The sequence below is a fragment of the Pseudomonas sp. W5-01 genome, assembly GCF_046540435.1.
Classification (GTDB): Bacteria; Pseudomonadota; Gammaproteobacteria; order Pseudomonadales; family Pseudomonadaceae; genus Aquipseudomonas; species Aquipseudomonas graminis_B.
In genome coordinates, this window is sequence record NZ_JAXCIP010000011.1 from 1 (window position 1) to 26976 (window position 26976).

At 62.1% G+C, this 26976-nt stretch carries 22 protein-coding genes and 1 pseudogene; 7 read left to right on the top strand and 16 right to left on the bottom strand.

What is annotated here, in order from left to right; translation table 11 throughout:
* Positions 1 to 499: pseudogene (locus SLW75_RS25375) on the top strand (threonine ammonia-lyase, biosynthetic); the annotation flags it as partial.
* A 123-nt stretch (positions 500 to 622) separates the two neighbouring features.
* Positions 623 to 1051 (top strand): DUF2269 family protein, encoded by a 429-nt coding sequence (locus tag SLW75_RS25380; protein ID WP_410935754.1) that lies wholly within the window; start codon positions 623 to 625, stop codon positions 1049 to 1051.
* 82 nt (positions 1052 to 1133) lie between these two features.
* Here the strand turns inward: SLW75_RS25380 and SLW75_RS25385 are convergent, their stop codons facing one another.
* The gene (locus tag SLW75_RS25385; RefSeq protein ID WP_410935755.1) at positions 1134 to 1790 is read right to left on the bottom strand and encodes an HAD family hydrolase; all 657 of its coding nucleotides are present in this window, start codon (positions 1788 to 1790) and stop codon (positions 1134 to 1136) included.
* Between the two features lie 166 nt (positions 1791 to 1956).
* On the opposite strand from SLW75_RS25385, the gene SLW75_RS25390 reads away from it, so the two are divergent.
* Entirely contained in the window at positions 1957 to 2436 is a 480-nt protein-coding gene (locus tag SLW75_RS25390) for an RNA pyrophosphohydrolase (protein WP_062379340.1), read from the top strand.
* A 21-nt stretch (positions 2437 to 2457) separates the two neighbouring features.
* Positions 2458 to 4737, top strand: coding sequence for a phosphoenolpyruvate--protein phosphotransferase (gene ptsP / locus SLW75_RS25395; protein WP_065986723.1), 2280 nt, complete (start codon positions 2458 to 2460; stop codon positions 4735 to 4737).
* 55 nt (positions 4738 to 4792) lie between these two features.
* Here the strand turns inward: ptsP and SLW75_RS25400 are convergent, their stop codons facing one another.
* Positions 4793 to 5539, bottom strand: a complete 747-nt coding sequence (locus SLW75_RS25400; RefSeq protein WP_410935756.1) for an NRDE family protein — start codon at positions 5537 to 5539, stop codon at positions 4793 to 4795.
* Between the two features lie 266 nt (positions 5540 to 5805).
* Here SLW75_RS25400 and lgt point away from each other — a divergent pair, with 266 nt between their 5' ends.
* Positions 5806 to 6612 (top strand): prolipoprotein diacylglyceryl transferase, encoded by an 807-nt coding sequence (gene lgt / locus SLW75_RS25405; protein ID WP_065986720.1) that lies wholly within the window; start codon positions 5806 to 5808, stop codon positions 6610 to 6612.
* Positions 6613 to 6685: 73 nt separating this feature from the next.
* Positions 6686 to 7519 carry a thymidylate synthase gene (locus SLW75_RS25410; protein WP_410935757.1) on the top strand — a complete coding sequence of 278 codons (834 nt, stop codon included), beginning with the start codon at positions 6686 to 6688 and terminating at the stop codon, positions 7517 to 7519.
* A 176-nt stretch (positions 7520 to 7695) separates the two neighbouring features.
* Here the strand turns inward: SLW75_RS25410 and cadR are convergent, their stop codons facing one another.
* Entirely contained in the window at positions 7696 to 8154 is a 459-nt protein-coding gene (gene cadR / locus SLW75_RS25415) for a Cd(II)/Pb(II)-responsive transcriptional regulator (protein WP_410935758.1), read from the bottom strand.
* A gap of 83 nt (positions 8155 to 8237) precedes the next feature.
* Here cadR and SLW75_RS25420 point away from each other — a divergent pair, with 83 nt between their 5' ends.
* Positions 8238 to 10577, top strand: a complete 2340-nt coding sequence (locus SLW75_RS25420; protein ID WP_410935759.1) for a heavy metal translocating P-type ATPase — start codon at positions 8238 to 8240, stop codon at positions 10575 to 10577.
* Positions 10578 to 10697: 120 nt separating this feature from the next.
* On the opposite strand, the gene hutG is transcribed toward SLW75_RS25420, so the two are convergent.
* The 13 genes from hutG to hutC all read right to left on the bottom strand — a co-directional run bounded on the left by hutG (position 10698) and on the right by hutC (position 26951).
* Positions 10698 to 11501, bottom strand: coding sequence for an N-formylglutamate deformylase (gene hutG, locus SLW75_RS25425; RefSeq protein ID WP_410935760.1), 804 nt, complete (start codon positions 11499 to 11501; stop codon positions 10698 to 10700).
* 13 nt (positions 11502 to 11514) lie between these two features.
* Positions 11515 to 12720, bottom strand: a complete 1206-nt coding sequence (gene hutI, locus SLW75_RS25430; RefSeq protein ID WP_410935761.1) for an imidazolonepropionase — start codon at positions 12718 to 12720, stop codon at positions 11515 to 11517.
* Between the two features lie 141 nt (positions 12721 to 12861).
* Positions 12862 to 14256, bottom strand: coding sequence for an amino acid permease (locus SLW75_RS25435; RefSeq protein WP_192130859.1), 1395 nt, complete (start codon positions 14254 to 14256; stop codon positions 12862 to 12864).
* A gap of 102 nt (positions 14257 to 14358) precedes the next feature.
* Positions 14359 to 15909: a histidine ammonia-lyase gene (hutH, locus tag SLW75_RS25440; protein WP_410935762.1), complete on the bottom strand. Its 1551-nt coding sequence runs from the start codon at positions 15907 to 15909 to the stop codon at positions 14359 to 14361.
* The gene (gene hutH / locus SLW75_RS25445) at positions 15906 to 17555 is read right to left on the bottom strand and encodes an HAL/PAL/TAL family ammonia-lyase (RefSeq protein WP_410935763.1); all 1650 of its coding nucleotides are present in this window, start codon (positions 17553 to 17555) and stop codon (positions 15906 to 15908) included. Before hutH (SLW75_RS25445) ends, hutH (SLW75_RS25440) begins: the two co-directional genes overlap by 4 nt.
* A 13-nt stretch (positions 17556 to 17568) precedes the next feature.
* Positions 17569 to 18453 (bottom strand): glycine betaine/L-proline ABC transporter ATP-binding protein, encoded by an 885-nt coding sequence (locus SLW75_RS25450; protein ID WP_065986706.1) that lies wholly within the window; start codon positions 18451 to 18453, stop codon positions 17569 to 17571.
* Entirely contained in the window at positions 18450 to 19301 is an 852-nt protein-coding gene (locus SLW75_RS25455; protein WP_192130864.1) for an ABC transporter permease, read from the bottom strand. The genes SLW75_RS25450 and SLW75_RS25455 overlap by 4 nt, the downstream gene beginning before the upstream one ends.
* Positions 19302 to 19487: 186 nt before the next feature.
* The gene (locus SLW75_RS25460; RefSeq protein ID WP_410935764.1) at positions 19488 to 20453 is read right to left on the bottom strand and encodes an ABC transporter substrate-binding protein; all 966 of its coding nucleotides are present in this window, start codon (positions 20451 to 20453) and stop codon (positions 19488 to 19490) included.
* A gap of 139 nt (positions 20454 to 20592) precedes the next feature.
* Positions 20593 to 22062 carry a purine-cytosine permease family protein gene (locus SLW75_RS25465; protein ID WP_369318315.1) on the bottom strand — a complete coding sequence of 490 codons (1470 nt, stop codon included), beginning with the start codon at positions 22060 to 22062 and terminating at the stop codon, positions 20593 to 20595.
* 180 nt (positions 22063 to 22242) lie between these two features.
* Positions 22243 to 23934, bottom strand: a complete 1692-nt coding sequence (gene hutU, locus SLW75_RS25470; RefSeq protein ID WP_410935765.1) for a urocanate hydratase — start codon at positions 23932 to 23934, stop codon at positions 22243 to 22245.
* 484 nt (positions 23935 to 24418) lie between these two features.
* Positions 24419 to 25591: a Na+/H+ antiporter NhaA gene (nhaA, locus tag SLW75_RS25475; protein WP_410935794.1), complete on the bottom strand. Its 1173-nt coding sequence runs from the start codon at positions 25589 to 25591 to the stop codon at positions 24419 to 24421.
* Positions 25592 to 25650: 59 nt separating this feature from the next.
* The gene (locus SLW75_RS25480) at positions 25651 to 26244 is read right to left on the bottom strand and encodes a HutD family protein (protein WP_296312198.1); all 594 of its coding nucleotides are present in this window, start codon (positions 26242 to 26244) and stop codon (positions 25651 to 25653) included.
* Positions 26241 to 26951: a histidine utilization repressor gene (hutC, locus tag SLW75_RS25485; protein WP_167355769.1), complete on the bottom strand. Its 711-nt coding sequence runs from the start codon at positions 26949 to 26951 to the stop codon at positions 26241 to 26243. Before hutC ends, SLW75_RS25480 begins: the two co-directional genes overlap by 4 nt.
* Positions 26952 to 26976: the final 25 nt, after the last annotated feature.

The window sequence follows — 26976 nt, forward strand, 5'->3', positions numbered from 1 at the left end:
GGGCAGCTTCAAGGCCTTCTGCGAGGCCATCGGCAAGCGGCAGATCACCGAATTCAACTACCGCTACCACACCGACCGCGAGGCGCACATCTTCGTCGGCGTGCAGACCCACCCCGACACGGATCCCCGCAAAGCCCTGATCGCGAGCCTGACGGAACAGGGTTTTCCGGTGCTGGACCTGACCGACAACGAACTGGCCAAGCTGCATTTACGGCACATGGTCGGCGGGCATTCGGAGCGGGTCAGCGATGAAGTGGTACTGCGCTTTGAATTCCCCGAGCGGCCGGGTGCGCTGTTCAACTTCCTGAACAAGCTCGGCGGGAAATGGAATATTTCAATGTTCCACTACCGCAACCACGGTGCGGCGGATGGCCGAGTGGTGGCGGGATTGGTGGTGCCGGAAGATGAACGGCATCTGGTGCCGCAGGCGCTGGCGGAGATCGGTTACCCGTACTGGGACGAAACCAGGAATCCGGCGTACAAGCTGTTTTTGGGGTGAGCTCCGAAGACTGACACTGCTGACTTCAGCGGCTCATGCCCGGACCTACAGGATCAACAGCGGCAGCGGCATGCAACCGGCTGCTAATCTTCAAGCACCGCCAGACACAGGGACACGAACACAATGGAACACTTCGCTGCACTGAAAATTCTGCATGTCGTCAGCACGGTGCTGCTGTTCATCTGCGCGCTCGGGTTGCTCGTGTGGATCGTGCGTGGCCGTCGGGCCAGCGATGCGACGGTGCAGAACCGCGCCATGCAACGGCCGTGGGCATTTGTCTGGGTGCTGATGGGCGTGTGCCTGTTAACCCTGCCGATCAGCGGCTGGTGGCTGGTCCACTACGCCGGTTGGCCGCTGGGACAGACCTGGCTGCTGGCGGCGAGCGTGCTGTATCTCTTCGGCGCCTTGAGCTGGGCCTGGCTGGCGGTGCGGGTGAACCGCCTGCGCCGGCCGGTGATCGTGGGCAATTCCCGCTTCACCCTGGCCCTGGCCATCTTCAGTGTCGTTTGCTTCGTGGCGATCGCCGGTCTGATGGGCGCCAAACCGGTTTAACCCCCGGTCATCAAAGCTGGCGGCACCGCAGCTCAACCTGCCGACAAAGAACAGTGGGAGCGAGCTTGCTCGCGAAGGCTTTTCAACCGCGCAGTGAAATCACCGGCCAGCCGCGACGGGTGGCTTCGGCGCGCAGCTTTTCATCAGGATCGACTGCGACCGGATTGGCCACCTGCTCCAGCAGTGGCAAATCGTTCATCGAATCACTGTAGAACCAGCTGTCGTCCAGGTTGAAGCCGTTTTCTTCGATCCAGCGATTCAGACGGGTGACTTTGCCTTCGCGGAAGCACGGCACGTCAGTGGTGCGCCCGGTGTAGCGACCGTCGACGACCTCGCATTCGGTTGCCAGCAACGTGTCGATACCCAGCCGGGCCACGATTGGCGCGGTCACGAAACGGTTGGTCGCCGTGATCACCACCAGCTTGTCGCCCGCGTCGCGGTGTTTGGCGATGAGGGCCATGGCCTTCGGCAGGATCAGGGGTTCGATGCAGTCGCGCATGAATTCCCGGTGCCATTCGTCGAGCTGCGCCATGTCAGTGCGCCCGAGGATTTCCAGGCTGAAATTCAGGTAGTCGGTCAGGTTTAGCGTGCTGGCCAGATAGTCCTGATAGAAAGCGTCGTTGCGTGCCTTGTACGCAGCACCATCCAGGATGCCGCGCTCGCACAGGTAATCGCCCCAGGCGTGGTCGCTGTCGCCGCCGAGGAGGGTGTTGTCGAGGTCGAAGAGGGCCAGACGCATGGGCTTTACTCGCTGAAATATCAGAAAAAAGAGCACAAGAATACGAGGTTTGCCCGAGAGATCGCATCTATTAATGCAGTTGTCACGATAAGCTGTCGCAGCCTCGTTGCTGCCTTCACGATCTTTGTGGAACAATGCGGCGACATGCGTTTGCGAGGTTGTGGCCGTGATCGACCCCGATGGTTTTCGCCCTAATGTCGGGATAATTCTGACAAATGATGCTGGCCAGGTCTTATGGGCTCGGCGCATCAATCAAGACGCCTGGCAGTTTCCGCAGGGGGGTATCAACCCTCAGGAGACCCCGGAAGACGCGCTTTACCGTGAATTGAATGAAGAAGTCGGGCTGGAACGGCATGATGTTGAAATTCTTGCCTGCACCCGGGGTTGGTTGCGCTATCGTCTGCCGCAACGATTGGTCCGTACCCACAGCCAGCCGCTGTGCATCGGCCAGAAGCAAAAATGGTTTCTCCTGCGCCTGATCTCCAACGAGCAGCGGGTGCGGATGGATTTGACCGGCAAACCGGAGTTCGATGGCTGGCGTTGGGTCAGTTATTGGTACCCGCTGGGCCAGGTGGTGACATTCAAGCGCGAGGTATATCGCCGCGCACTCAAAGAGCTTGCCCCGCGCCTGTTGGCGCGCGACTGACACGGAGTTCGACCCCGAGCCATGCTCAATACGCTGCGCAAGATCGTCCAGGAAGTTAACTCCGCCAAGGATCTCAAGGCGGCGTTGGGCATTATTGTATTGCGCGTAAAAGAGGCCATGAGCAGCCAGGTCTGCTCGGTCTATCTGCTCGATCCTGAAGCGAACCGCTTCGTGCTGATGGCCACCGAAGGCCTGAACAAGCGCTCGATCGGCAAGGTGAGCATGGCCCCGAACGAGGGCCTCGTGGGTCTGGTGGGTACGCGTGAAGAACCGCTGAACCTCGAAAACGCCGCCGATCACCCTCGTTATCGCTACTTCGCCGAAACCGGCGAAGAACGCTACGCCTCGTTTCTCGGTGCGCCGATCATCCACCACCGCAGGGTAGTGGGCGTCCTGGTCATCCAGCAAAAGGAGCGACGTCAGTTCGACGAGGGCGAAGAAGCCTTCCTTGTGACGATGAGCGCGCAGCTCGCCGGCGTTATCGCCCACGCAGAAGCCACCGGCTCCATTCGCGGGCTCGGTCGGCAGGGCAAGGGCATTCAGGAAGCCCGATTCGTCGGAGTGCCAGGTTCGCCGGGAGCCGCCGTCGGTACCGCGCTGGTCATGCTGCCGCCGGCCGACCTCGAAGTCGTGCCGGACAAAACCGTCACTGACATCACCGCCGAACTCAAACTGTTCCAGACCGCCCTTGAAGGCGTGCGCAATGACATGCGCACCCTTTCGGCGAAGTTGGCCACACAATTGCGCCCAGAAGAGCGCGCGTTGTTCGATGTGTACCTGATGATGCTCGACGATGCGTCGCTGGGCAGCGAAGTCACCAACGTCATCAAGACCGGCCAGTGGGCCCAGGGCGCGTTGCGTTCGGTGGTCAACGAGCACGTCAAACGCTTCGAGCTGATGGACGACGCCTACCTGCGTGAGCGTGCATCGGACGTCAAAGACCTCGGTCGCCGCCTGCTCGCCTACCTTCAGGAAGCGCGCCAGCAAACACTGGTCTACCCCGACAACACCATCCTGGTCAGCGAAGAGCTGTCGCCCGCCATGCTCGGCGAGGTGCCGGAAGGCAAGTTGGTAGGCCTGATTTCGGTACTCGGCTCGGGTAACTCCCACGTCGCTATTCTGGCCCGGGCCATGGGCATTCCCACGGTCATGGGGGTGGTGGACCTGCCGTACTCGAAAGTCGACGGCATCCAGTTGATCGTCGACGGCTACCACGGCGAAGTCTTCACCAACCCGTCCGAGATCCTGATCAAACAGTATTCCGTCGTCGTCGAAGAGGAGCGCCAGCTCTCCCAAGGCCTCGACGCGCTGCGTGAATTGCCCTGCGTAACCCTCGACGGCCATCGCATGCCGCTGTGGGTCAACACCGGTCTGCTGGCAGACGTTGCTCGCGCGCAACAGCGAGGCGCGGAAGGCGTCGGCCTGTACCGCACCGAAGTCCCGTTCATGATTCAGCAGCGGTTCCCCAGCGAAAAGGAACAGCTCGCCATCTACCGTGAGCAATTGGCGGCGTTTCACCCGTTACCGGTGACGATGCGAACGCTGGACATCGGCGGCGACAAGTCGCTGTCGTACTTTCCGATCAAGGAAGACAACCCGTTCCTCGGCTGGCGCGGCATTCGCGTCACGCTGGACCACCCGGAAATCTTCTTGGTGCAGACCCGCGCCATGCTCAAAGCGAGCGAAGGTCTGAACAACCTGCGGATTCTGCTGCCGATGATCTCCGGCACCCACGAGACCGAAGAAGCGCTGCACCTGATCCACCGGGCATGGGGCGAAGTGCGCGATGAAGGCACCGACGTGCCGATGCCGCCAGTGGGCGTGATGATTGAAGTGCCGGCAGCGGTCTATCAGACCCGTGAGCTGGCGCGTCAGGTGGATTTCCTGTCTGTCGGCTCCAACGACCTGACCCAGTATTTGCTGGCGGTCGACCGCAACAACCCGCGGGTGGCGGATTTGTACGACTACCTGCACCCGGCGGTGCTCCAGGCCCTGCAGAGCGTGGTGCGCGATGCCCACGCCGAAGGCAAGCCGGTGAGCATCTGCGGCGAAATGGCCGGTGATCCTGCGGCGGCGGTGCTGCTGATGGCGATGGGCTTCGACAGCCTGTCGATGAACGCCACCAACTTGCCGAAAGTGAAGTGGATGCTGCGTCAGATCAACCTGAGCATGGCCAAGGACCTGTTGGCCCAACTGATGAAGAACGATAACCCGCAAGTCATCAGCAGCTCGCTGCAGCTGGCGCTGAGGAATCTGGGCCTGTCGCGGATGATCAATCCGGGGTCTGTGAAGGGGCACTAAGGGCTGGCGCTGCGCTGCTCTTAGTGGGACCGGCTTCAGCCGGGAAGAGGTGGAGTCAAATCTGCAGGTCCACCTCACCCAATCTCCCGCCATACGGCCCAAAGCTACGCTCGATCAGCCGCCGGCTGCCATCCGCATTCACCCGCAACACCGTGCTCGCCCGCGTGCCGTAATTGGGGCTGGCGATGAACACGCTCGACAGCAATTTCTCCGTCGCAAGCCCAACGCCTGTGCTTGGCAGTTCAGCGTCCGGCGCAGGCGCGTGATCGCTGAGAAAGCCAAACAACGCGTCGGGATCAGGATTGTTCAGCTGTTCGGACAGCGCGGCTTTGGCTTTCACCAGCTTAGGCCATGGCGTGTCGAGCCCGGCGTTGGACACACCGTAAACGCCTGCTTCCAAGCAGCGGGGTGCCGAATCGTTGCCGTTGAGGAAGTGCAACTGCTGACGATCACCCACCAGCAGATTGAACCCGCCGTATTCCGTTGATCTCGCTGCGATCTCACTCAGGTACTCATCTATGGACACATCGCTGGTCAAAAAACGAGCAACCAATTCGCCCCGCGAACGACGGCCAGGCGGCTTGCCCGGCTCGCGGATGTTGGTAAGCGCTGCGAATCGTCCGCCAGCATTGATACCCAGCCACGTCCCACCCGCTTCTAGATCGCGCCCGGCATACACCTGCGGCGCCTCTTCCCACTGGGCCAGCGGCAGAGTAGGACGGGCGTAGAACTCGTCACGATTGGCCGCCAGAATCAGCGGCTGAGAGTGCGTCGGCGGCCAGGCGAAGACGATGAGGCACATGGATGACTCCTTTTTGCGCCACTTTACCCACCCCGCACGCCGACATCCATCGCACGCTGCTAGAGCGGATCGGCGCGGTCCGGTAACATGCCGCACTGTTTTTGAGAGATGTCCGTGCTAGTGAGAGCGGCATCGTCGGCGTGCGAGGCTTTCATCGCGGTCGCTCTTACACCAGATTTCATCATTATTGGGTGGCACGACCTGCTGCCGCCGCCGCATAGTTCTGCTTCGTCGCTCAATGAGCGCTTCTATTTCAAGGAGTCGCAATGCTGCCTTACCCGCAGATTGACCCGGTAGCCGTGGCCATCGGTCCGCTGCAAATCCATTGGTACGGCCTGATGTATCTGGTCGGTATCGGCAGTGCCTGGTACCTGGCATCCCGTCGCTTGAATCGCTTTGACCCGACGTGGACCAAAGAAAAGCTCTCGGACATGATTTTCTGGGTCGCCATGGGCGTCATCGTCGGTGGACGGCTGGGCTACGTGCTGTTCTACGATCTGCCCAACTACATCGCCAACCCGCTGCTGATCTTTGAAGTGTGGAAGGGCGGCATGGCGTTCCACGGCGGCTTCATCGGCGTGATGATCGCGACGTACTGGTTCGGCAAGCGCAACGGCAAGTCGTTCTTCCAGCTCATGGACTTCATCGCGCCCATGGTGCCGATTGGTCTGGGTGCCGGGCGCATTGGCAACTTCATCAACGCCGAACTGTGGGGCAAGCCGACTGATCTGCCCTGGGCCATGGTGTTCCCCACCGACCCTGCGCAGCTGCCGCGCCACCCGTCACAGCTCTACCAGTTCGCGCTGGAAGGCGTGGCCTTGTTCGTCATTCTCTACTTTTTCTCCCGCAAGCCGCGTCCGACCATGGCCGTTTCCGGCATGTTCGCGTTGTTCTACGGCATCTTCCGCTTCGTGGTGGAGTTCGTCCGCGTGCCGGATGCCCAGCTCGGTTATCTGGCCTGGGGCTGGGTCACCATGGGGCAGATCCTCAGCCTGCCGATGATCATCGGCGGCCTGGTGCTGATCTGGCTGGCTTACCACCGCGCGCCCGCTGCCAACAACGCTGCGGTGTGACGCGCCGGGTTCATCTGCTGAGCGCCGGGCCTTATGGGTTCGGCGGATTCACCGAAACAGAGGGCCTCTGGTCATGAAGCAATACCTTGAACTGCTGCAGGACGTCATCAACAACGGCACCCGCAAGGGCGACCGCACCGGGACCGGCACCACGGCCGTGTTCGGTCGGCAGATTCGCCACAACCTGGCCGATGGCTTCCCGCTGCTGACCACCAAAAAGCTGCACTTCAAAAGCATCGCCAACGAGCTGATCTGGATGCTCAGTGGCAACACCAACACCAAATGGCTCAACGAAAACGGCGTGACCATCTGGGACGAGTGGGCCACTGAAGACGGCGATCTGGGCCCGGTGTACGGCGCGCAGTGGACTGGCTGGCCGACCAAGGACGGCGGCAAGATCAACCAGATCGATTACATGGTCGACTGCCTGAAGAACAACCCGAACAGCCGCCGCATTCTGTTTCACGGCTGGAATACCGAATACCTGCCAGACGAGAAGCTGTCGCCACAGGAGAACGTCAAGGCCGGGCGCCAAGCGCTTGCGGTGTGCCATTTGCTGTACCAGGCCTTCGTGGCCGACGGCAAGCTGTCGATGCAGTTGTACATCCGCAGTTCCGACGTCTTCCTCGGCCTGCCGTACAACATCGCCGCGCTGGCGCTGCTGACCCATATGCTGGCTCAGCAATGCGACCTGATCCCCCACGAGATCATCGTCAGCCTGGGCGACACTCACGCTTACTCCAACCACAAGGAGCAGATCGCGACGCAGCTCACCCGCACCCCGCGACAGCTGCCGCAGCTGAGCATCAAGCGTCGCCCTGAAAGCATCTATGACTATCGATTCGAAGATTTCGAGATCGTGGGTTATAACGCGGATCCGAGCATCAAGGCGCCAGTGGCTGTTTAAGCGCTGATCCGAAGCCATTCGCTGGACCTGCAGGAGCGCGCTTGCCCGCGATTGCGATTTGCCTGCGCCTCGACATTGCCTGACACACTGCATTCGCGGGCAAGCGCGCTCCTACGCCCATCCATCGTAGGACCGGCTTTAGCCGGGAAGGCGTCGTATGCCATACCACAAGCCGTTCAATGCCCGTGGCTGCGCCCTACGTGAGAGTGTTCGACATCGGCAGCCACGACACTCCCGCTGATTTCCAGTCGATCCAGAATCCCGCAGTGATCCGGCGCGCCTTCGCTGCAGCGTTGGCGCAGGTCGACCAGTTGCTCCTGCAACGCTTGCAGGCTCGCGACGCGGGCGTTCACGTGCTGGATGTGTTCGTCGATCAGCGCGTTGACGTTCTCGCACTGGTCTTGCGGACTGTCGCGCAGCGCCAGCAGGCTGCGGATCTCGTCGAGCGTCATGTCCAGGCTGCGGCAGTTGCGGATGAAGGTCAGGCGCTCGACGTGCTCTTGGGTGTACAGCCGATAGTTGCCGTCGCTGCGTGCAGGCTCACTGAGCAGTTCTTCGCGCTCGTAATAGCGGATGGTTTCCACCGGGCAGTCCGTCAGTTTCGCCAGTTCGCCGATTTTAAATGAAGGATTCATGCGCAAGACCTCAATAGGACGCTTGACCCTATAGTGGCTACAGGGTGTTCACTTGGCAACACGCACATTTAGAGACTCAATCCATGAGTGACTCTGTACACAAATCTTCCTCGCACAAACCCGCTCACGACGCGCCCGAACATGCCGAGCACGAGCACGCTGGGCATGACCATTCCGCCCATGACCACGCCGATCACGATCACGCCGGTCATGACCACGGGCAAGCCAAACTCACGCCCGTGCACAAACACGACCACGCTGCCCACGCGTGCTGCTCCCACCAAAGCGCACCGTCCGTCGTGACCATCGATGGCGCGTCAGACGCCGACGGTCAGCTCAGCAGCTTCCGCATCGAAGCCATGGACTGCCCCACCGAGCAGACGCTGATCCAGAACAAGCTCGGCAAGATGAAGGGTATTCAGAAGCTTGAATTCAATCTGATCAACCGGGTGCTGGGCGTGTGGCATGAGCTGCCGTCCACTGATCCCATCCGCGACGCCATTGGCGCGCTGGGCATGCAGGCGGACTTGATCGAGGAGGGCGCCGACAAGGAAACCGCGTCGCTGCCGCCCGCCAACAAACCGTGGTGGCCGCTGGCGTTGTCGGGCGTCGCTGCGTTGACGGCGGAAGTCATCCATTTCACCAACGTCGCGCCCACCTGGGTGGTCGCCATCGTCGCGCTGATCGCCATTTTCAGCGGCGGCCTGACCACGTACAAAAAGGGCTGGATCGCCCTGAAAAACTTCAACCTGAATATAAACGCGCTGATGAGCATTGCCGTTACCGGTGCAGTGCTGATCGGGCAGTGGCCGGAAGCGGCGATGGTGATGTTTCTGTTCACCGTCGCCGAGCTGATTGAAGCCAAGTCGCTGGACCGTGCCCGCAACGCAATCGGCGGCCTGATGCAGCTGACGCCGGAAACCGCCACCGTACAGCAGAACGGCGAGTGGCTTGAGCTTGAGGTCAATGATATTGCGTTGGGCAGCGTCGTCCGGGTCAAGCCGGGCGAGCGCATCGGGCTGGACGGTGAAGTGGTTGCCGGCCAGTCGAGCATCGATCAGGCGCCGATCACGGGCGAAAGCCTGCCGGTCGAGAAAACTGTGGGCGACAAGGTCTTCGCCGGCACCATTAACCAGGCCGGTTCGCTGGAATACAAAGTGACCGCCGCCGCCAGCAACTCGACGTTGGCGCGGATCATCCACGCCGTCGAGGCGGCCCAAGGTGCGCGCGCGCCGACTCAGCGTTTCGTTGACAGCTTTTCCAAAATCTACACGCCCGCCGTGTTCGCGCTGGCGCTGGCGATTGCGATCATCCCGCCGCTGTTCATGGGGGCGGTGTGGTTTGACTGGATCTACCGCGCGCTCGTGTTGCTGGTGGTCGCGTGCCCGTGTGCGCTGGTGATTTCCACGCCAGTGACGATTGTCAGCGGTCTGGCAGCGGCGGCGCGCAAAGGCATTCTGATCAAGGGCGGCGTGTACCTGGAGATGGGGCACAAGTTCGATTATCTGGCCCTCGACAAGACCGGCACCATCACCCACGGCAAGCCGGTGCAGACCGATTACGTGTTGCTCGATGCGTCATTGGGCGAACAGGCGCTGGCGATCTCGGCGAGTCTGGCGGGCCGCTCGGATCACCCCGTTTCTCAAGCCATTGCCAAGGCGGCGCAGGAAGGCGCTCGGTTGCCGGTTGAAGCGTTCGAGGCGCTCGCAGGGCTTGGCGTGAAGGGCGAAGTGCAAGGGCGTTTGTACCATTTGGGCAACCACCGTCTGGTGCATGACGCCGGGTATTGCTCGCCGGAGCTGGAAGCGCAACTTGAAGCGCTGGAAAGCCAGGGAAAAACCGTGGTGCTGCTGTTCGATGCCTCCGGCCCGTTGGCGTTGTTTGCGGTGGCCGACACGGTCAAGGACAGCAGCCGCGAGGCCATTGAGCAGCTGCATGCGCTGGGCGTGAAGACGATGATGCTGACGGGTGACAACCCGCACACGGCCAAGGCCATCGCCGCTCAGGTGGGCATCGATCAGGCCCAGGGCAATCTGATGCCGACCGACAAGCTGCAAGCCATCGAAGCCCTGTATGCGCAGAACCATCGCGTGGGCATGGTCGGCGACGGCATCAACGATGCGCCGGCGCTGGCCCGGGCGGAGATCGGTTTCGCCATGGCGGCGGCTGGCACGGACACCGCCATCGAAACCGCCGACGTGGCGCTGATGGATGATGATCTGCGCAAGATCCCGACCTTCATTCGCCTGTCGCGGGACACGGCGGCGGTGCTCAAGCAGAACATCGCGCTGGCGTTGGTGATCAAGCTGATCTTTCTGGCGGTGACCTTCGCCGGCATGGCGACCATGTGGATGGCGGTGTTCGCTGACATGGGCGTGAGTCTGTTGGTGGTGGCCAACGGGTTGCGGTTGTTGAAGAAGTAACGCTGATGACCAGGAATTGATGGCGCTCAGACTTGCCTCTTCCCGGCTGAAGCCGGTCCTACTAACGCCACGCGTACATTGATGATGGTGCCCATGCTCTGCGTGGGCACCATCATCCGGTTACTTCCCGTACTTCTCCCGTCCCCAGGCGATCATTTCTTCCAGCAAGCCTTTCAACACCACTTGCGTCGGCTCCGCCAGATCCGGGCGGTAGTGGAAGGGCACGAACTCGTCCATGTAGGTGCTCTGCGCCAGTTCCAGTTGCACCGCGTGGATATGGTTGGCCGGATCGCCGTAGTGGCGGGTGATATGGCCGCCCTTGAAGCGCCCATTCAGCACATGGCTGTAAAGCTTCGCGGCAGCGCATGCGGTGTCCAGACGCTGGGCCAGCGCTTCATCACAGCTCGCGCCGTTGAACGTGCCCAGGTTGAAGTCGGGCAGTCGACCATCGAACAAGTGCGGGATGTGCCCACGAATGGAATGCGCATCGAACAGCAGTGCGTAGCCGAACTCGGCGCGCAGGCGTTTGAGCTCGCTGCGCAGCGTGTCGTGATACGGCGTCCAGATATTCTCCAGATAGCTCGCGCGTTCCTCCTTACTCGGCGCCAAACCCTCCCTGAACAGCGGATCCCCCTCGAACAGCGTCGAGGGGAACAACCCGGTGGTCGCGCCGGCGTACAACGGCGTGTCGTCGGAGGGGCGATTGAGGTCGATGACGAAGCGCGAATATTCCGCCGACAGCACGCTGGCCCCCAGATCAGACGCAAAGTCGTACAGGCGCGGAATATGCCAGTCGGTGTCCGGCAGGCTCACGGCCTCATCCACCAGACCGTCACGCACAACGGGCGTCAGGTGCAGCCCCGGGTGCGGCATGCTGATCAGCAGCGGTACGCGACCGCGAGTGAAACTCAGAACCTTGTCCACAGTATTCCCCTGATTAGAGAGTGCGTTCCACGCCATAACGCACGACGCGTTTGTCCAGATCGCCGCCCAGCCAGTAGGCGAGGTCGGCAGGCCGTTCGATGTGCCAGGCGACGAAATCCGCCGTCTTGCCCACCTCCAGCGAACCATGGGTCCCCGCCATGCCCAGCGCTTGAGCGGCGTGGATGGTTGCGCCGGCCAGGGCTTCTTCCGGCGTCATACGGAACAGCGTGCAGGCCATGTTGAGCATCAGCCGCAGCGACAGGCCCGGCGACGTGCCCGGATTGAGATCGGTGGAAATGGCGATCTTCACTCCGTGTTTGCGCAGGGCATCCATTGGCGGCAACTGAGTTTCGCGCAGGAAGTAGAACGCCCCCGGCAGCAAGACGGCGACCGTGCCTGAGGCCGCCATCGCAATGGCGTCTTCTTCGGTCATGAACTCCAGATGGTCAGCCGACAGCGCCTGATAACGCGCCGCCAGACTCGAGCCGTGCAGCGAGGACAACTGCTCGGCGTGCAGCTTGACTGGCAGCCCCAACTGGCCGGCGGTGATGAACACCTGTTCGACCTGTGCCGGCGAGAAGGCCAGGTATTCGCAGAACGCATCGACGGCATCCACCAGATTTTCCGCCGCCAGCGCCGGCAGTATCTCGCTGCAGATGTGGGCGATGTAGTCATCGGCGCGGTCTTTGTATTCCGGGGGCAGGGCATGGGCGGCGAGGCAAGTGCTGCGCACGGTGACCGGTAGGTTTTCGCCCAGTTGGCGAATGACCCGCAGGATTTTGCGTTCGCTGGCGAGGTCCAGGCCGTAGCCGGATTTCATCTCGATCGTGGTCACGCCATCCCTGAGCAGATGAAGCAGACGACGTTCGGCGCTGGCGTAGAGTTCTTCTTCACTGGCGGCCCGGGTAGCGCGCACGGTGCTGGCGATGCCGCCACCCGCTGCGGCGATCTCGGCGTAGCTCACGCCCTGCAAACGCTGCTCGAATTCACCGCTGCGGTTACCGCCGAACACCGTGTGGGTATGGCAATCGATCAGGCCGGGCGTCACCCACGCGCCGTTCAGGTCGACGCGCTTGACGTCGCCCGGGTCCGGCAGGTCTCGGAGAGGACCGATCCAGACGATCTGCGCTGCATCGGTCACGATGGCGGCGTCCTCGATGATCGAGTACGTGCCGTTCGCCATGGTTGCTGCGTGACAGTGGTGCCAGAGCGTTTTCATCAGTACCTCCAGAGAACAAATAGATCCTGCCTCAGACACGGACCGCAGGAGCCGGCTTGCTGGCGAACCGGCTGCGTCATTCAAAGCAACCTGTCCTGATTCAACACGTTCGCCTGCAAGCCGGCGCCTACACGTTTTGCCTCAGCTGTTTGATGTGGCCTTGATCAGGTTTTGCTTCGGCTTCACCCAGATCCAGTACGCAACCACCAGCAACCCGATCCACACCGCCCCCACCACCAGCGCGGCCTGGCTGTCCGGGAAATAACCCAGCACGCCAAACACAAACACCATGAACAAGGTGGCAACAATCGGCGCCACGGGCCAGAACGGCACCGGGAATTTCAGCTGGGCGACTTCTTCTGCGCTCATGGAGCGGCGCATGGCGATCTGCGTGACCAGAATCATCAGCCACACCCAGACCGTCGCGAAGGTCGCAATCGAGGCGATCAGCAGGAACACGTTTTCGGGAATCAGGTAATTCAGCACGACGCCGCAGAGCAGCGCGACGCCCATCACCAGCACCGTCATCCACGGCACGCCCTGAGCAGACAGCTGAGCAAAACCCTTGGGCGCCTGACCCTGTATGGCCAAACCGTACATCATGCGTCCGGCACCGAAGATGTCGCTGTTGATCGCCGAAACGGCTGCAGTGATGACCACGATGTTGAGGACGGTGGCGGCGGAGGAAATCCCCAGGTGATCGAAGATCTGGACGAACGGGCTGCCCTGGCTGCCGATCTGCTGCCACGGGTACAGCGACATCAAGACGAAGAGCGTGAGCACGTAAAACAGCAGAATTCGCAGCGGGACCGCATTAATTGCGCGCGGTATCACCCGCTCCGGGTTGCGTGCTTCACCGGCAGTGATGCCGATGATTTCGATGCCGCCGAAAGCGAACATCACGACCGCCAGCGAGGCGACGAGGCCGCTGATGCCGTTGGGCATGAAGCCGCCGTAGGCCCACAGATTGCTCACGCTGCTGACGCCGCCGCCCGACACCGAACCGATGCCGAACAGCATGATGCCGAAGCCCGCGAGGATCATCGCGATGATCGCGCCGACCTTGAGCAGCGACAGCCAGAACTCCGTTTCACCGAACACCTTGACGCTGCACAGGTTCAGCGCGCCGATCAGAAAGACGATGCCGAGTACCCAGATCCACCGGGGCACCTCGGGAAACCAGAAGCCCATGTAGATGCCGAACGCAGTGACATCGGCCAGACAGACGATGACCATCTCGAACGCGTAGGTCCAGCCAAGGACAAACCCGGCGAGGGGGCCCAGGTACGTGGTGGCGTACTCGCCGAACGAGCCGGACACCGGGTTGCGCACGGCCATCTCGCCGAGGGCGCGCATGACCATATAAACGGCAGCGCCGGCGATGATGTACACCAGCAGCACGGCGGGGCCAGCCAGCTTGATCGCCGACGCGGAACCGTAGAACAACCCGGTGCCAATGGCCGAGCCCAGCGCCATGAAGCGTATGTGACGCGCGCTGAGCCCGCGTTTAAGATCTGTAGCGTTTTGCGATGTCATTTCACACGTTCCTAGTCTTACTTTTTGCTGCGAAATGAGCGGTTGCAGGGGGGCGATCCCCCCACACTCATTTCAACGACAGGCCATCCTGGCCTGTCCCGATCAAAAACTCGGCAGCAGGTCAGCAGAAACCAGGTCGCTCAGGCAGTTGGAAGCCAGCAGCTCGATGGCGGCCTCGATATCAGGGGCGAAGAAGCGGTCCTTCTCATAGAACGGGACTTTGCCACGCAGCGTGGTGCGGGCGATTTCCAGTTTTTCAGAGGTCTTCAGACCGTTGCGCAAGTCCAGACCCTGACACGCAGCCAGCCATTCTACAGCCAGCACGCCGCGAGTGTTCTCCGCCATTTCCCATAACCGCTTGCCGGCGGCAGGCGCCATCGACACGTGGTCTTCCTGGTTGGCAGACGTCGGCAGGCTGTCAACGCTGTGCGGGTGGGACAGGGCCTTGTTTTCACTCGCCAGCGCTGCAGCCGTGACCTGGGCAATCATGAAACCGGAGTTCACGCCGCCGTTGGCCACCAGGAACGGCGGCAGCTGCGACATGTGCTTGTCCATCATCAGCGAGATGCGGCGTTCGCTCAGCGAGCCGATTTCAGCGATGGCCAGGGCGATGTTGTCGGCAGCCATGGCAACCGGTTCGGCGTGGAAGTTACCGCCGGAAATGACTTCACCTTCGGCTGCGAACACCAGCGGGTTGTCCGACACTGCGTTGGATTCGATCGCCAGCACTTCGGCGGCCTGACGCAGTTGGGTCAGGCAAGCGCCCATGACTTGGGGCTGGCAGCGCAGGGAGTAGGGGTCCTGAACCTTGTCGCAGTCGCGATGGGAGTCGGAGACCTGACTCCCATCGCCGAGCAGCTCGCGATAGGCCGCAGCCGAATCGATCTGGCCGCGCTGACCGCGAGCCGCATGAATGCGTGCATCGAACGGCGCGCGGGAGCCGAGCACGGCTTCAACGGTCAGCGCGCCGCAGCTCAGGGCACCGGCGAACAGGTCTTCGGCTTCGAACAGGCCGCGCAGCGCGTACGCCGTCGACACTTGGGTGCCGTTGAGCAGCGCCAGGCCTTCTTTGGCCGCCAGCGTCAGCGGCGTGAGCCCGGCAATCGCCAGAGCTTCCACGGCGTTCAGCCATTCGCCCTTGTGGCGTGCCTTGCCTTCGCCCAGCAGCACCAGCGACATGTGCGCCAATGGCGCGAGGTCGCCGGACGCGCCCACCGAACCCTTGAGCGGGATGTGCGGATAAACCTCGGCGTTGATCAGGGCGATCAGTGCGTCGATGACCTGACGGCGAATCCCGGAGAAGCCCCGGCTCAGGCTGTTGACCTTGAGCACCATGATCAGGCGCACCAGCTCATCGCTGATCGGCCCGCCAACGCCGGCGGCGTGGGACAGCACCAGCGAGCGCTGCAGATTTTCGAGGTCGGCGCTGGCGATGCGCGTCGAGGCCAGCAGGCCGAAACCGGTGTTGATGCCGTAGGCGGTGCGGTTTTCGGCGAGGATCTGCTCGACGCAGGCCACGCTGTCTTCGATCTGCCGATGGGCGCTGGCGTCGAGGGTCAGCGTGACGGGTCGCTGATAAATCGCGCGCAGCTGGGCGAGGCTCAACTGGCCAGGGATCAGATTCAGCGGGGTCGCCTGTTGGGTGTCGGTCACGATGCTGCTACTCCTGAATGGGTATCGGTCGTCTGCGCTGAACCGGCTCCTGCCTGTCCCGCGCGGGGGGCGCTTGCGCTGCGACCGTTGTTGTCGGTGTCGGGATTAGCGCCTGCCGCGTAGTCGCGGCAGCGCTGGAATACGGTTTCCAATGACTCTTCGTTCCTCAGCAGCGTCACGCTGCTGGCAATGTCCGGGGCCAGCCAGCGGTCTTCGTCGTAGGCCGGCACGCGTTCGCGCAGCAAACGCCAAGCCGCCTCGGTGCCGACGCCAAAGCGCGGGCCCTTGAAAAACTCGAACGCCTGGGCGGCCAGCAAATACTCGATGGCGAGGATCTGCGTCACGTTCTCCAGCACCTTGTGCAGCTTCAAGGCGGCGCTGGTGCCCATGCTCAGATGATCCTCCTGCAGGCCGGACGTCACGTAGTTATCGATGACCGCCGGTTGTGCCAGCTGGCGGTTTTCCGCGCACAGCGAGGCGGCGACGTATTGGGTGATCATCATCCCGGAATTGACCCCCGGCTGGCTGACCAGAAACGCCGTAAGCCCGCTGACTGTCGGGTTGATCAGCCGGTCGAGCCGCCGCTCGGCAATCGAGCCCAGTTCGGCCATGGCAATCGCCAGCAGATCAGCGGCCATCGCCACGGACTGGCCGTGGGGGTTGGCCTGGGAGACCACGCGATACGCGTCGGGCGTGCCCAGCAGCAGCGGGTTGTCGGTGGCAGAGTTGAGCTCGATCTCGATCTGCCGGGTCGCATGGGCCAACTGGTCGCGCGTAGCGCCGTGGACCTGGGGGATAGAGCGGATGCTCAAGGCGTCCTGGGTGCGGATGCCCTGACTGTTGGCGAGCACCTCGCTGCCGGCGAGCAGACCGCGCAGGTTTTTGCCCACCTGTTGCATGCCGGGGTGCGGCTTGAGGGCGATGATGGTTTCGTCGAAGGCGTCGAGCTGGCCGCGAAGGCCCTCGAAGGTCATGGCGCTGATGACATCGGCCCACTGCATCAGGCGATTCACGTCGGCAATCGCCAGGCAACTGAGGCCGGTCATGCACGGCGTGCCGTTGACCAGACACAGACCGTCTTTCGCACCCAGTTCCACCGGCGACAGGCCTTCTTCGCTCAGCGCCTGCAAGGCCGACATCAACTGCCCGCGATAACTGACCTGACCGACGCCCAACAGCGCGACGCCGATGTGCGCCATATGAGTGAGGTAACCCACCGACCGCTGGGACGGCACTTGCGGGGTGATGCGTCGATTGAGCAAGGCGAGCAAGGCCTCGACCACTTGGCGGTGAATTCCGGACTTGCCCTGGCTGTAATTGATGATCGCGGCGCAGGTGATCGCGCGGGTCTGCTCGTCTGGCAACGCCGGGCCGACGCCGCAGGCATGGCTGAGCAGCGTGTTGCGCGACAGCCGGCCGAGTTGCTCACCCGCCAGCGACACATTGCACAGCGCGCCGAGGCCGGTGTTCACGCCATAGGCGCGCTCGCCGCTGGCAACGATGCGCTGCACGATCGCCTGGGCATTGTCGATCCGCGCCCACGCGCCTTCGGACAACGACAGCGTTGCGCCATGGCGGGCAACAGCGGTCACGTCCCGCCAACTGAGCGGGCCTTCGCCAATGATGATCTGTTCTGCTCGCGACATGACCGCAGCGTCCTTAGAGAGTCGCCACGCGCCGCTGCACGAAGCGATCGACGTAATCGTCGGCAGGCGAGTAGAGGATTTCTTTCGGTGTCCCGACCTGGATCAACTGACCGTCCTTGAGAATCGCAATGCGGTTGCCGATGCGCACGGCTTCGTCGAGGTCGTGGGTGATGAAAACGATGGTTTTCTTCAGGTTCGATTGCAGCTCCAGTAACTGATCCTGCATCTCGGCGCGGATCAGCGGATCGAGTGCGCTGAACGCTTCGTCCATCAGGATAATGTCGGTGTCGGCCGCCAGCGCCCGTGCCAGGCCGACACGCTGACGCATGCCGCCGGAGAGCTGATGGGGGTACTTTTTCTCGTAGCCCTTCAGGCCCACCGTGGTGATCCAGTGCTGCGCGCGCTCGGCGCATTGCGTTTTGCTCTCGCCACGAATGGTCAGGCCGTAGGCGACGTTGTCGATCACGGTCTTGTGCGGCAGCAGGCCGAAGCTCTGGAACACCATGCTGATCTTGTGCCGACGGAAGTTGCGCAGCGCTTCCATGTCGTAGGTCAGGATGTTTTCGCCATCGACCAGAATCTCGCCGCTGGTGGGGTCGATCAGGCGGTTGAAGTGGCGCACCAGGGTCGATTTGCCGGAGCCCGACAGGCCCATGATCACGAAAATCTCGCCGCTGGAGATAGACAGCGACAGGTCGTTCACGCCGACCACACAGCCGGTCTGCGCCAGGACCTGATCCTTGCTCTGGTTGTTCTGGACCATGGCCAATGCATCCTTGGCGCGGTTGCCGAAGATCTTGTACACGTTCTTGACGACGATTTTGCCGCCCGTGTTCTCTGGAACGCCCGTGCTCAGTGGATTGCCCGAGCTCGCTGGATTGATAGTCTCGACGCTCATTTGTTCGCCTCATGCCGTGGACGGCCGTAGGCCTGCGTAATACGGTCGATCACGACCGCCAGAATGACGATGGCCAGGCCCGCTTCCAGGCCGCGTCCGACGTTGAGGGTCTGAATGCCGACCAGCACGTCTTCGCCCAGCCCGCGAGCACCGATCATCGAGGCGATCACCACCATCGACAGCGCCATCATCGTGGTCTGGTTGATCCCGGCCATGATGCTTGGCAGGGCCAGCGGCAGTTGCACGCCGAACAGTTGCTGCCAGCGGTTGGCGCCGAAGGCGTTGATCGCTTCCATGACCTCGCCATCGACCTGACGAATGCCCAGATCGGTCAGGCGAATCAGCGGCGGCGCGGCGTAGATGACCGTGGCGAAGATCGCCGGGACCTTGCCCAGACCGAACAGCATCAGCACCGGAATCAGGTACACGAAGCTGGGCATGGTCTGCATGATGTCCAGCAGCGGCATCAGTATCGAGCGCAGGCGATTGCTGCGCGCCGACAGAATGCCGAGCGGTATGCCGATAATCACCGAGATCAGCGTGGCGACCAGCATCAGCGCCAGGGTTTGCATCAGCTTGTCCCACAGGCCAACGGCACCGACCAGAAACAGCAGGCCGACGATGACCACCGTGGTGGTGATCTTGCGGGTCGCGTGCCAGGCGATCAGGCCGACGATGGCCAGCAGCAGCCACCACGGCGCAACGCGCAGCAGGCCTTCGAGCTTGACGATGGCCCACAGCAGCGTGTCGGAGATGTGCCGGAACACGTCGCCGTAGTTGGTGACCAGCTTGTCGACCCAGTCATTGACCCAGTCGGCGATGGAGAACGTGAAGCTTTCGGGGAACATATCGTTATCTCGATGTTTAGAGTGGCGGCCTGGTTCATGTAGGAGCGTGGCTTGTCCCGCGATCTGTCGCGAAGCGGCAGCAAAATCAAACGCTGCGGTGTGTCTGACATACCGCGTTCGGCTTATCTACGACCGGTTCCCGGCCGCTCGCGGGACAAGCCACGCTCCTACAGACAGCGGTGCCTGTCAGAGAGAGGCATCCACCTTCTTCGCCGCATCCTCGCTCACCCACTGATGCCAGACTTCCGGGTGCTCCTTGAGGAAGATTTTCGCCAGCTTCGGCGACTCGATGCGCTCTTTGGTCATGCGCGCCAGATTCTGGTTGAGCAGGTCGATCGGGATGTTGACCTTCTCCATCACCGACACCAGTTCAGGCGCCTGTTCGTGGAACGCCTTGGACAGGCCGACCTTGATCTCGATGGTCTTGTTCACGCCGGCTTTCTCGTCCAGACGCACCATGTCCACCTGGCCCATCAGCGGGGTCGGCGACCAGTAGTACGCCAGGATCGGCTCGCCACGCTTGTAGCTGGACAGAATCGCCGCATCCAGCGCCGGGCCGGTGCCTGGGCGGAAGTTGGTGTATTTGCTTTCCAGGCCATAGCTCTTCAGCATTTCGCTGTTTTCCAGCTCGCAGGTCCAGCCGGCCGGGCAGTTATAGAAACGGCCTTTTTCCGGCTCTTCGGCGTCCTTGAACAGGGCTGCGTATTTGCCCAGATCGGCGATGGACTTGAGGTCCGGTGCCTTGGCTTCCAGCTTGCGCTTGGCGTCGCCTTCGATCACGTAGCGCGGCACGTACCAGCCTTCCACCGCACCCTTGACCGGCGAACCGACGCCGACCACTTTGCCGGCGGCTTCAGCCTTGTTCCAGACTTCGCTACGGCCGACCCACTCTTCGGCAAACACTTGAATATCATTGGTGCTCAGGGCGTTTTCCATGGTGATGGAGTTGCCCGGCAGGCTGTCCACTTCGCAGCCATAACCTTTGTTCAGCACCACTTGCAGCACATCGGTCAGCAGCATTGCGCTTTCCCAGTTCAGGCCGGCGAATTTCACCGGCTTGCCGGACTCGCACCATCCCGCCGCCTGACTGGCGCCACTGGCGAGCACGCCCGCGGTGAGCAACGTGAATAGCAGGGCCTTTTTCGTGTTCATTGAGTGACGCTCCGGTCTTGTAGTGGATGACGGCAGTAACGAAAACAGATGGCTTCCAGCCAAGGGGAGAGGCACTTGGCGGCCTCGTCCCGCTTCTCTCTCCAGCATGCCTCCTGCAACAGACGTGCAGGACGAACGGTCAGTTCACCGCCACGTGCGCAGGGGCAGCGGCGCGACTTGCCTGAGGTGCCCCCGAATCCGTCGGCAGGATCAAGCGATCGGCCACGTTGCCCGGCCACCTCTTCGCCGCCCCGTAGTACAGCACAGCCGGCACGATGAGGCCGATGATCCACGAGATGTCGGTGTCATCGAGGCTCGCCACCAGTGGCCCGGTGTAGAAATGCGTGGAGATGAACGGCATCTGAATCAGCACGCCCAGCACGTAAATCCCGATGCCCATCCCGTTCCAGCGACCGTAGCGACCGTTCGGGTCCGAGAGCGCCGGAATGTCGTAGCGCTCTTTGGTGATGCAATAGAAATCCACCAGATTGATCGCGCTCCACGGCGTGAAGAATGCCAGCAGAAACAGGATGAAGGCCGAGAAGTCCTTGAGGAACGAGTCCTTGCCCAGCAGCGCCAGGGCCGTCGCGATCCCGACCATGGCGAAGATGTACGTCAGCCGCAGCGCGCTGGAGATGTGCCGATTGCCACGGAAGCCGCTGACGATGGTGGCGATGGACATGAAGCTGCCGTAGGCGTTGAGCGTAGTGATGGTCACCTTGCCGAACGCGATGCTGAAATACAGCGCTGCCGCGACCGCGCCGGTCCCGCCGAGGCCGACGATGAACGAGACCTCGTGATGGGCGAAGTTTTTACCGGCCAGCGCCGCCGCGAACACGCCGAACACCATCGACGCCTGCGCGCCGATCACCGACCCCAGACCTACCGCCCAGAATGTTTTGCCGGCTGAGGTGCTACGCGGCAGATAGCGCGAGTAGTCCGCGACGTAAGGGCCAAAGGCGATCTGCCAGGACGCCGACAGGGAAATCGCCAGCAGGAAGCTGCTCAGCGAGAAGTGCTTATTGCCCAACAGCGCGCCGACGTCGTTGCCCGCCAGCAGTGCGGCGAACAGGTAAACGAACGCGATCACGCCAATGAGGCTGGCGACCCGGCCGATCAGGTGGATGACCCGGTAGCCCAGAATGGTCAGTACCACGATGGCCGCCGCGAAGATCACCACGCCCTGCCAGTCCGGCACGTTGATCAGTTGTGCCACCGCCTGGCCCGCGAGCAGCGAGCCGCTGGCGGAAAAACCGATGTACATCAGGCACACCAGCACCAGCGGAATCACCGCGCCATAAACGCCGAACTGCACCCGACTGGAAATCATCTGCGGCAGACCGAGCTTCGGGCCTTGTGCTGCATGGAGTGCCATCACGCCACCGCCGATGAGTTGCCCGATGAACAGCCCGATCAGCGACCAGAACACATCGCCGCCCAGCACCACGGCCAGCGCCCCGGTGACAATCGCTGTGATTTGCAGGTTGGCGCCCAGCCAGAGGGTGAACTGACTGAACAGACGGCCGTGTCGTTCGGCATCAGGGATGTAATCGATTGAACGCCGCTCGATCACGGAAGCAGGTGCAGCACGATCATCTGGAACAGCCATCTCAAACATCCCCGAAACAGTTCTGGAAGCGCTAGTCGTCAGGCACATTTCTGCGCGGATCTGTGGGGGCGAGCTTGCTCGCGAAGGGGCCGGTACATCCGCAGCATCACCTGCGTCTGGGCCTCACCATTCGCGAACAAGCTCGCTCCCACAGGGTTCAGCGCGATGGCCACTGAAGTATCAGATCATCGGCAGGTTCAGGCCCTGCTCTTTGGCGCAGTCGATCGCAATCTGATACCCGGCATCGGCATGACGCATCACGCCGGTGGCCGGGTCGTTGTGCAGGACGCGGGCGATGCGTTCGGCAGCTTCGTCGGTGCCGTCGCAGACGATGACCATGCCCGAGTGCTGCGAGAAGCCCATGCCGACGCCGCCGCCGTGGTGCAGCGAGACCCAGGTCGCGCCGCTCGCGGTATTGAGCAGCGCGTTGAGCAGCGGCCAGTCGGACACGGCGTCGGAGCCGTCCTGCATTGATTCGGTCTCGCGGTTCGGGCTGGCGACGGAGCCGGAGTCCAGGTGATCACGGCCGATCACCACCGGCGCCGACAGCTCGCCGCTGCGGACCATTTCGTTGAAGGCCAGGCCCAGCTTGGCGCGCTGACCCAGGCCGACCCAGCAGATACGTGCCGGCAGACCCTGGAAGCTGATGCGCTCACGGGCCATGTTCAGCCAGTTGTGCAGGTGCGCATCGTCCGGGATCAGCTCTTTGACTTTGGCGTCGGTTTTGTAGATGTCTTCAGGATTGCCCGACAGCGCGGCCCAGCGGAACGGACCGACGCCACGGCAGAACAGCGGACGAATGTAAGCGGGCACGAAACCGGGGAAATCGAACGCGTTGGTCACGCCAACTTCCTTGGACATCTGACGGATGTTGTTGCCGTAATCGAACGTCGGCACGCCCATTTTCTGGAACGCCAGCATGGCTTCGACGTGCTCGGCCATGGATTGCTTGGCGGCCTTGACCACGGCGGCAGGCTCGGTGGCGGCGCGCTCGCGGTACTGCTCCCATGTCCAGCCTTTGGGCAGGTAGCCGTTGAGCGGGTCGTGGGCGCTGGTCTGGTCGGTGACCATGTCCGGGCGCACGCCACGGCGGACCATTTCCGGGAGGATCTCGGCAGCGTTACCGCACAGGGCGATGGAGATCGCCTTGCCTTCGGCGGTGTACTTGGCGATGCGGGCAAGGGCGTCGTCGAGGTCCGTGGCTTGCTCATCGACGTAACGGGTTTTCAGGCGGAAATCGATGCGGCTCTGCTGGCATTCGATGTTCAGCGAGCAGGCGCCCGCCATCCCTGCCGCGAGTGGCTGCGCGCCGCCCATGCCGCCCAGGCCTGCGGTCAGTACCCAACGGCCCTTCAGGTTGCCGTCGTAATGCTGGCGACCTGCTTCGACGAAGGTTTCGTAGGTGCCTTGGACGATGCCTTGGCTACCGATGTAGATCCAGCTGCCGGCGGTCATCTGGCCGTACATCGCCAGGCCTTTTGCATCCAGTTCGTTGAAGTGCTCCCAGCTCGCCCAGTGCGGCACCAGGTTGGAGTTGGCGATCAGCACGCGGGGCGCGTTGCTGTGGGTCTTGAACACGCCGACCGGTTTGCCGGACTGCACCAGCAGGGTTTCGTCGTCGTTCAGGTTCGTCAGGCTCTCGACGATCTTGTCGTAGCACTCCCAGTTGCGCGCTGCTCGACCGATACCGCCGTAGACCACCAGTTCGTTCGGGTTCTCGGCGACTTCCGGGTCGAGGTTGTTCATCAACATCCGCAACGGCGCCTCGGTCATCCAGCTCTTGGCGGTCAGTTGCGTGCCACGGGCTGCGCGGATTTCCACATCGCGGCGTTTGGTCCATTGCTGAGCAGGGGTGTTGTGGTCAGTAGTCACTTAACAGTCCTCGATGATCGATCCGGCCTGGACGCGGGAGTCCGTGACGAACGTGGGAATAAGGTTCTGCATGAGTGCTGCCGTTGTAATCCGAACCGGCTGGGAACAGCTTTTATCGACTCATGCTTACTTGTACATACAAGCATATGCAACCAAGAGGCCAACGTTGCTTTTGCAGGTGCAGAAACCCCTTCGGCCCGCATTGCTGCGCGCTTGCCAAGGTTTCAGCCGTGCGAAGGCTTACGGATTCAAGGAAGGTGAAAAGAAGGGAATTGTTACTTTTCGGTGCGAACGCCCCAGCTCAGTGCATGACTGGGGTAACAGAAGAGTTATTTACGGAGCCACTGACCTGTGGGAGCGAGCTTGCTCGCGAAGCGGTTGATACATCCGCAAAATCTCCTGCTGATGTACTGCCATCTTCTTGAGCAAACTCACTCCTACAGGGCCAGTGTCTGCGGCGCGATACCGTTGTGTCTGGACTCAATCAGCGCTGTGCCAGCTTGCTGCGCAACAGCCACACCCCGGCCAGCGCCGACGCGATCGAGCCCAGCAACACGCCCACTTTCACTTCATCGATCAGATGCGCTGCGCCCGGGAAGGCCAGGTTGCCGATGAACAGACTCATGGTGAACCCGATGCCGCAGAGCAGGGCCACGCCATACAGCTGGGGCCAGTTGCTGCCTTCCGGCAGTGTCGCCAGTCCGGACCGGATCGCCAGCACCGCAGCGAGAAACACGCCGATCTGCTTGCCGACAAACAGCCCCAGCGCCACACCCAGCGGCACCGGGTCGACCAGATTGCCGAGAGTAATGCCCGACAGGGACACGCCCGCATTGGCAAATCCGAAAATCGGCACCACCGCGAACGCCACCCAGTAGTGCATTTTCTCTTCAAGAAACAGCAGCGGCGAGCGGGCTTCTTCTTTGCGCGTGCCCAGCGGAATGCACAGCGCCAGGGCTACACCCGCCAACGTTGCATGCACACCTGACTGCAGCACAAAGAACCACAGCAACAGACCGAGCAGCAGGTACGGCAGTAATCGCTGCACGCCCATGCGGTTCATGATCACCAACACGGCCAGCGTCGCGAAGGAGGCGCCCAGCATCGGCATGTTCAGGCCGGTGCTGTAGAACAGCGCGATGATGGTGACGGCGCCCAGGTCATCGAGAATCGCCAGCGCGGCCAGAAACACCTTCAGCGACGTCGGCACCCGCTTGCCCAGCAACGACAGCACGCCAAGGGCGAAGGCGATGTCAGTGGCCGCCGGGATCGCCCAGCCGCTCATGGTTTCGGCGTTGCCCATGTTGACGCCGATGTAGATCAGCGCCGGCACCAGCATGCCGCCCGCTGCCGCGAAACCGGGCAGCGCACGCTGACCCCAACTGGCGAGACCGCCGGCCAATACTTCGCGTTTGATTTCCAGGCCGACCATCAGAAAGAAGATCGCCATCAGCCCGTCGTTGATCCACAGCTCGATCGACAACCCGCCCCAGACACTGTGCAGTGCGGCGAAATACGAGGGGGCGAGGGGGGAGTTGGCGACGATGATCGCGGCGAGGGCGGCGCCCATCAGCACAAGGCCGCCTGCCGACTCCGATGCAAGGAAACTGGCAAGAATGGCGAGGGCTCGTGGGCTTTCTTTATTGTCGTTGAGCATCGTCATGGTCGTCCTTGTGCTGGCGAAAAAAACGCAATCTAACACAGGGACGGCTGGACTCAGACGCGCGACAGCTCGATCACGCACACGCGGCTGGGGCGCGGGGCGTAGAGCACCGCTTCCACGAGCGCGCCCGGGGCGTTCTCCAATTGTAAGCAGTCATGTTTTTCGAGCATTTGCGGGGGGTGCTCGCCGATATTGGCGGCCATCTGCTCGGCGGTGCTGAACACCACGAACACGTCAGCCGAACTGAAAAACCGCTGGGGCTGCATCACGTCGATCCACTGCAGGCGCGCGCGGTAACGGGCTGGCGAATAGATCAGGTTGAAGTCGCGGATCGGGCCGTCGAGCAGCGTGCACGACACCGCGCTGTCGCCGCTGAACGCGAACGGATCGGACGGCAGCAGTGGCTCGCTGTCCTTCCCATCGATAGTCAGCGTCATGCCTGCACCTTGCAGCACGGTGATGATGCGCTGATAGCCAGCGAACACCGAAAAGCCGCCCGACTCGGCGATGTCGGCAATCGACAGCCGCCAGCCGAAACCTTCCATGCCTTCGCCGGCATCGCGGGTGATTTCCTCGGTGCTGCCGCCGCCGTTTTTCCAAGGCATTCGCGGGTAGTCCGCAGCGCGCAGAACAGTCAGTTGAGTCATTTGCTGAAGCGTCCTTCTAGGCGGTGGCGTGAGCCGGGATGAATCAGGCGGGCAGCAGTCACCGGCTGGCGGCCGGACCAGGTGCGCCGACGCACCAGTAGGCACGGTTCGCCCTTTTCGATCTGCAGCAATTTACACTCGTCGGGTTCGGCGAGAATCGCCTCGACCACATGCTCGCCTTCGGTCAGCGGCGCGACCTGGGAAAGGTAGGCGTAGGGCGTTTGTTGGGTGAAGTCCTGCTGCAGGTAGTCCGGCGCGACGAGGGCGTTGACGAAGCGGTCTTCGATTTGCACGGGAATATCGTTTTCGAAATGCACGATCAGCGAGTGAAACACGCGCTGGCCTTCACGCATGTCGAGCGCCAGCGCGCGTTCGGAACCGGCGGCTTCTTCGGTGAGAATGATGACCTGGCAGGTGTGGACATGTCCGCGAGCGGCGATCTCATCGGCAATGTTATGCACTTCGAACAGCGCGGATTGAGTCTTGGGCTCGGCGACGAACGTACCGACGCCTTGCATGCGCACCAACATCCCTTCGGCGGTCATCTCGCGCAGGGCGCGATTGATCGTCATGCGGCTGAAGCCCAGTTGCGTCACCAGTTCGCTCTCGGACGGCACGCGGTGGTGCGGCGGCCAGGTGCCGTTCTGAATCTGCTGGGTGATCATGTGCTTCACCCTGGCGTACAGCGGCGCCGGACTGTCACCCATCTGGGAAGCCAGCGGCAAATTGGCA